This window comes from Comamonas sp. Z1, assembly GCF_008121555.1.
GTDB lineage: Bacteria > Pseudomonadota > Gammaproteobacteria > Burkholderiales > Burkholderiaceae_C > Comamonas > Comamonas thiooxydans.
The window spans coordinates 1-3,971 of the sequence record NZ_VOQT01000049.1 but is presented as its reverse complement, the minus strand read 5'-3'; the positions used below and the strand labels follow the sequence as shown (position 1 = coordinate 3,971).

Sequence of the window (3,971 nt, the reverse complement as noted above, 5' to 3'; positions counted from 1 at the left end):
GGCCACCATACCCGTTTACAAAGCGAACAGGAAAGTCAATGAAATCAACGGTCTACCCAGACCACCCCCGCGCCAGTGCTAGCTTTGCGTACCGTCACTTATTGCACTGAAAACGAGGAGACCCCGACTGGAAGAGCCCCACCGTTGAGCAATTCTTTGAGGTGGTCGATTCCTACATCCGCTGGTACAACGAGAAGCGGATCAAGATCTCTCTCAGCTCTCTCAGCCCCATTGAATACCGTGTGAGCCTAGGGCTAGGGGCATAAAACCAGTCCAATTTTTTATCCGCACCCCCCAAGGAATACCGTATCTCTTGACAGCGTGAGAAGTCCCTGTAGGGGCAAGGTCACAAGTTTGGCGGCGGCCACGGGCCATCCCAGCGCGGATACCGGCCCCAGGCCCGCGTAACCAAAAAATGTCTGGCTCCTAAACACAATCTGTCTTGGACAGCATGGAAGTCACGATGCTGTAATAGTTTCACTTCAACAGCACCGTTTGACATGACCACCACGCCCCCCTCCCCTGTTTCCGATGCCGAGTTTTTTCACGAGCGCGGGTTCGGGTTTCCCATTGGTTTTGGCGCCAGACCGGTGCTGCTGGTGGTGGACCTGACCAAGGGTTTTACCGATGCGAACCGCCCGCTGGGCGCAGACCTGACAACGCAGATCAGGGCGACGAATGCCTTGCTGGATATCGCGCACCAGAAAGACATCCAGGTCATTTTTACGAGTGTGCGTTATGACGATGCACAGCTGCGCGATGCGGGTGTCTGGGCGCTCAAGCAAAAAGGCACGGCCAGCCTGATGGCGGCGGGTGACGGGCATGAAGTGGACCCGCGGCTGGCTATGGGGCCGCGTGATGCCTTGATATACAAAAAATATGCGTCCTGCTTTTTTGGAACGGACCTGGTTTCACGGCTAGTCAGCGCGAGGGCCGACACGCTGATCATTGTGGGCACGTCGACCAGCGGCTGTGTGCGGGCCAGCGCGGTGGATGCGTGCCAGAACGGCTTCCGGCCCATGGTGGTTCGCGAGGCGGTAGGCGACCGTTCTGTGGCGGCGCACGACCAGAGCCTGTTCGACCTGCAGGCCAAGTATGCCGACGTGGTGTCGCTGGAGGCCACGCTGGCGTATTTGCGCACCATCGAGGCCCCGGTAACTCTGGCTGCATAAAGCGGCGTTTTTTCCTCTTCTTCTTCATTCTTCTTCTACAACTACCTTCCACTTTTTTTCTTTCAGAGGTATGTGTATGCACCCCATGATCCAGAAAACGCTCTTCCTGTTGTGCGCGGGCATTCTGGCCGCAACGCAAGCGACGGCGGCCGACCCCTATCCCGACCATCCTGTCCGTATCATCGACGGCTATTCCGCGGGCGGCGGCACGGACTATGTGGCGCGCTACCTGGCCTCGAAGATGGACGCGGATTTCGGCGGCAGCGTGATTGTGGAAAACCGCCCGGGTGCGAGCGGCCAGATCGGCATGAGTTATGTGGCGAAGTCCAAGCCGGACGGCTACACGCTGATGGTGATCCCGAATGAGCTGTGGTCTGTCGCGCCGCTGCTGTACAAGCGCCTGCCTTTCAACGTGGACCGCGAGCTGACGCCGGTGGCAACCCTGGCCGACATCCCGCTGGTGCTGACGGTGAGCGCCAAGGTGGCGGCGAAGACGGTTCCGGAACTGATTGCGTATGCGAAAGCCAACCCGGGCAAGCTGACCTTCGGCACGGCCGGCGCCGGAACCACGCACCACCTCGCGGCGGAGCTGTTCAAGACCATGACCAAGGTAGACATGGTGCATGTGCCTTACAAGGGCACCTCGCTGGCCGTGAACGATTTGCTGGCGGGCCAGATCGACATGGTGTTCTCGCCGATCACGGCCGTGCTGCAGCACATCAAATCTGGCAAACTGAAGGCCCTGGGCGTGACCACGAAAAAACGCGTGTCCGCCCTGCCCGACACGCCGACGATTGCCGAATCCGGCCTGCCGGGTTATGAAGGCAGCGTGTGGGTGTTCTTGGTGGCGCCAAACGGCACACCCAATGAAGTGATTGAAAAGTGGATTGCACAAGCCAAAAAAGTTTTCTCGACCGAAGAAGCCCGCAAAATCCTGGCGGTGCAGGGCGTGGAGCCGCTGAGCCTGACGCGGGACGAGATCAAGCAGCGCAACAAGGAAGACTCGGCGCGCTGGGAAAAAGTGATAAACGACGCGAAAATCAGCATCGAATAAGTGCTGCGCTGTTCCGGCTGAAGGACGCATGGGATTCCATGACGTCCTTTTTTCGTTTTTTCTTTGCTGTGAATTTTTCGGCTGAATACAGGGGACAGGCTTCTTGAACCTCAAGCAACTCCGCTATTTTGTGACCGCGGTGGACCTGTGCAACATTACACGCGCCGCCAAAAAGCTGCATGTGGCGCAGCCGGCGCTGGGCCTGCACATACGCGAGCTGGAAGCGGAGCTGGGAGTGACCCTGCTGCACCGGCATTCGCGCGGTGTGGAGCCCACCGTGGCCGGCCAGCTGCTTTACAGCCGGGCCAACCTGATCTTTGAGCAGCTGGAGCAGACGCGCAAAGACGTGACCCAGCTTCACAACGCCGCGCGGGAGCCGGTGTCGCTGGGGCTGACGACCAGCCTCACGCTGCTAGTGGGCACCCACCTCCAGCTCATGGCCGAGCGTGATTTTGACGACCTGGCCTTCAGCCTGGTGGAAGGGCCCAGCTTTTTCCTGGCCGACGCGATAGAGCGCGAAGAGCTCGACGTGGCCCTGGCCTACGAAATAGAGCCGCGCCCCAAGCTGCTGCTAACGGCGGTGATGGAGGAAGAGATTCTTTTCGTCACCGCGGCCGGCAAGAAAAAAGCCCCGGCGGAGATTGCGATGGAGGAGGTCTTGAACAGCAAGCTCGCGCTGGGCTCGCGAAGGGACATCGGCCGCCGCATCCTGTCGCGTGCCGCGGGTGTGCCGCTGGCCGACCTGAAGGTCGCGTATGAGGTCCAGTCGATCGCCGCGATCCGGGACCTTGTGCTGCAGGGCGAAGCCAGCAGCATCATGCCCTATGGCTCGGTCGCCCGGGAACTTGAATCTGGGCGCCTGGTGGCCAAACGCATCTCGGGATTCCCGCTCAAATCGACGCTGTACATCGTGCGGCGGACCCATTCGGGGAATGAAAAAAGCTGGGAGGCGCACGGCCTAGACCGGCTGCTGGACCGCACTATCGCCATGGTGACGGAGAAGCTGGGGCCTTACGGCATGCGGCTATAGGGTTCTGAAAATCATCTAGCCGGCAACCTGCCCCCATGGGCTGCTGCCGGTTTCGTAGACACCTTGTTAAGGTGTGAAGGTGAAACCGGAGATGGTTATGGAAAAGAAACGGCAATTCAGCCGAGAATTCAAACTGAAAGCTGTAAAGCTGGTCAAAAATCGAGGTGTGCCAGTGGCGCAGGCTGCACGAGACCTTGATGTTCACGAGAACGCACTACGCATATGGATACGCGAACTGGCGGCTGACCCGCAGCAGGCTTTTCCTGGCCAAGGCGTGATGAAGCCCGAGCAGGCCGAAATTGAGCGCCTCAAGAGGGAAAACGCCAAGCTCAGGATGGAGCCCGACCTGGTGAAAAAAGCGGCGGCCTACTTTGCAAGGCAGGCGTTGTGAAGTTCGGCTTTATGGCGAAACACCGAGGAGTCTGGCCGATGGTGATGATGTGTTCGATTACATCAAGAGGTTCTACAACCCGACCCGGCGCCATTCGACGCTTGGCTACGTCAGTCCCATACAGTTCGAGAAAGCTCAAGAAGCTTAGGCCGGTGTCCACAGAACCGGCAGCAGCCCACTGAGTAATCCAAGAATTCGGTAATGCCCCCGTTTTCCACAGTCGGCAGAAGTAGAAACTAAGCGGCCATGGCCAGCCGCTGCTTCGGGGTAAAGCCGCCCAATGCCATATTTGGGCGCTCGTGATTGTAAGTCCACATCCAGTCG

3 protein-coding genes and 3 pseudogenes are annotated in these 3,971 nt (G+C 59.0%); all 6 read left to right on the top strand.

What is annotated here, in order from left to right; translation table 11 throughout:
- Positions 1–125 precede the first annotated feature (125 nt).
- Positions 126–266 (top strand): annotated as a pseudogene (locus tag FSY45_RS27605) (IS3 family transposase); the annotation flags it as partial.
- Positions 267–500: 234 nt separating this feature from the next.
- Entirely contained in the window at positions 501–1,172 is a 672-nt protein-coding gene (locus FSY45_RS27600; protein WP_059441884.1) for an isochorismatase family protein, read from the top strand.
- A 76-nt stretch (positions 1,173–1,248) separates the two neighbouring features.
- Positions 1,249–2,226 carry a tripartite tricarboxylate transporter substrate binding protein gene (locus FSY45_RS27595; protein ID WP_187427623.1) on the top strand — a complete coding sequence of 326 codons (978 nt, stop codon included), beginning with the start codon at positions 1,249–1,251 and terminating at the stop codon, positions 2,224–2,226.
- A 103-nt stretch (positions 2,227–2,329) separates the two neighbouring features.
- A complete protein-coding gene (locus FSY45_RS27590) occupies positions 2,330–3,256 on the top strand; it encodes a LysR family transcriptional regulator (RefSeq protein ID WP_059441886.1) in 927 nt (308 codons plus the stop codon).
- Between the two features lie 97 nt (positions 3,257–3,353).
- Positions 3,354–3,700 (top strand): annotated as a pseudogene (locus tag FSY45_RS27585) (transposase); the annotation flags it as partial.
- Positions 3,694–3,795 (top strand): annotated as a pseudogene (locus FSY45_RS28465) (IS3 family transposase); the annotation flags it as partial. The pseudogenes FSY45_RS27585 and FSY45_RS28465, both read left to right, overlap by 7 nt.
- Between the last annotated feature and the right edge of the window lie 176 nt (positions 3,796–3,971).

Coding starts and splice junctions, on each gene's coding strand:
- FSY45_RS27600 (WP_059441884.1), top strand. CDS start 501: ATGACCACCACGCCCCCCTCCCCTGTTTCCGATGCCGAGTTTTTTCAC.
- FSY45_RS27595 (WP_187427623.1), top strand. CDS start 1,249: ATGCACCCCATGATCCAGAAAACGCTCTTCCTGTTGTGCGCGGGCATT.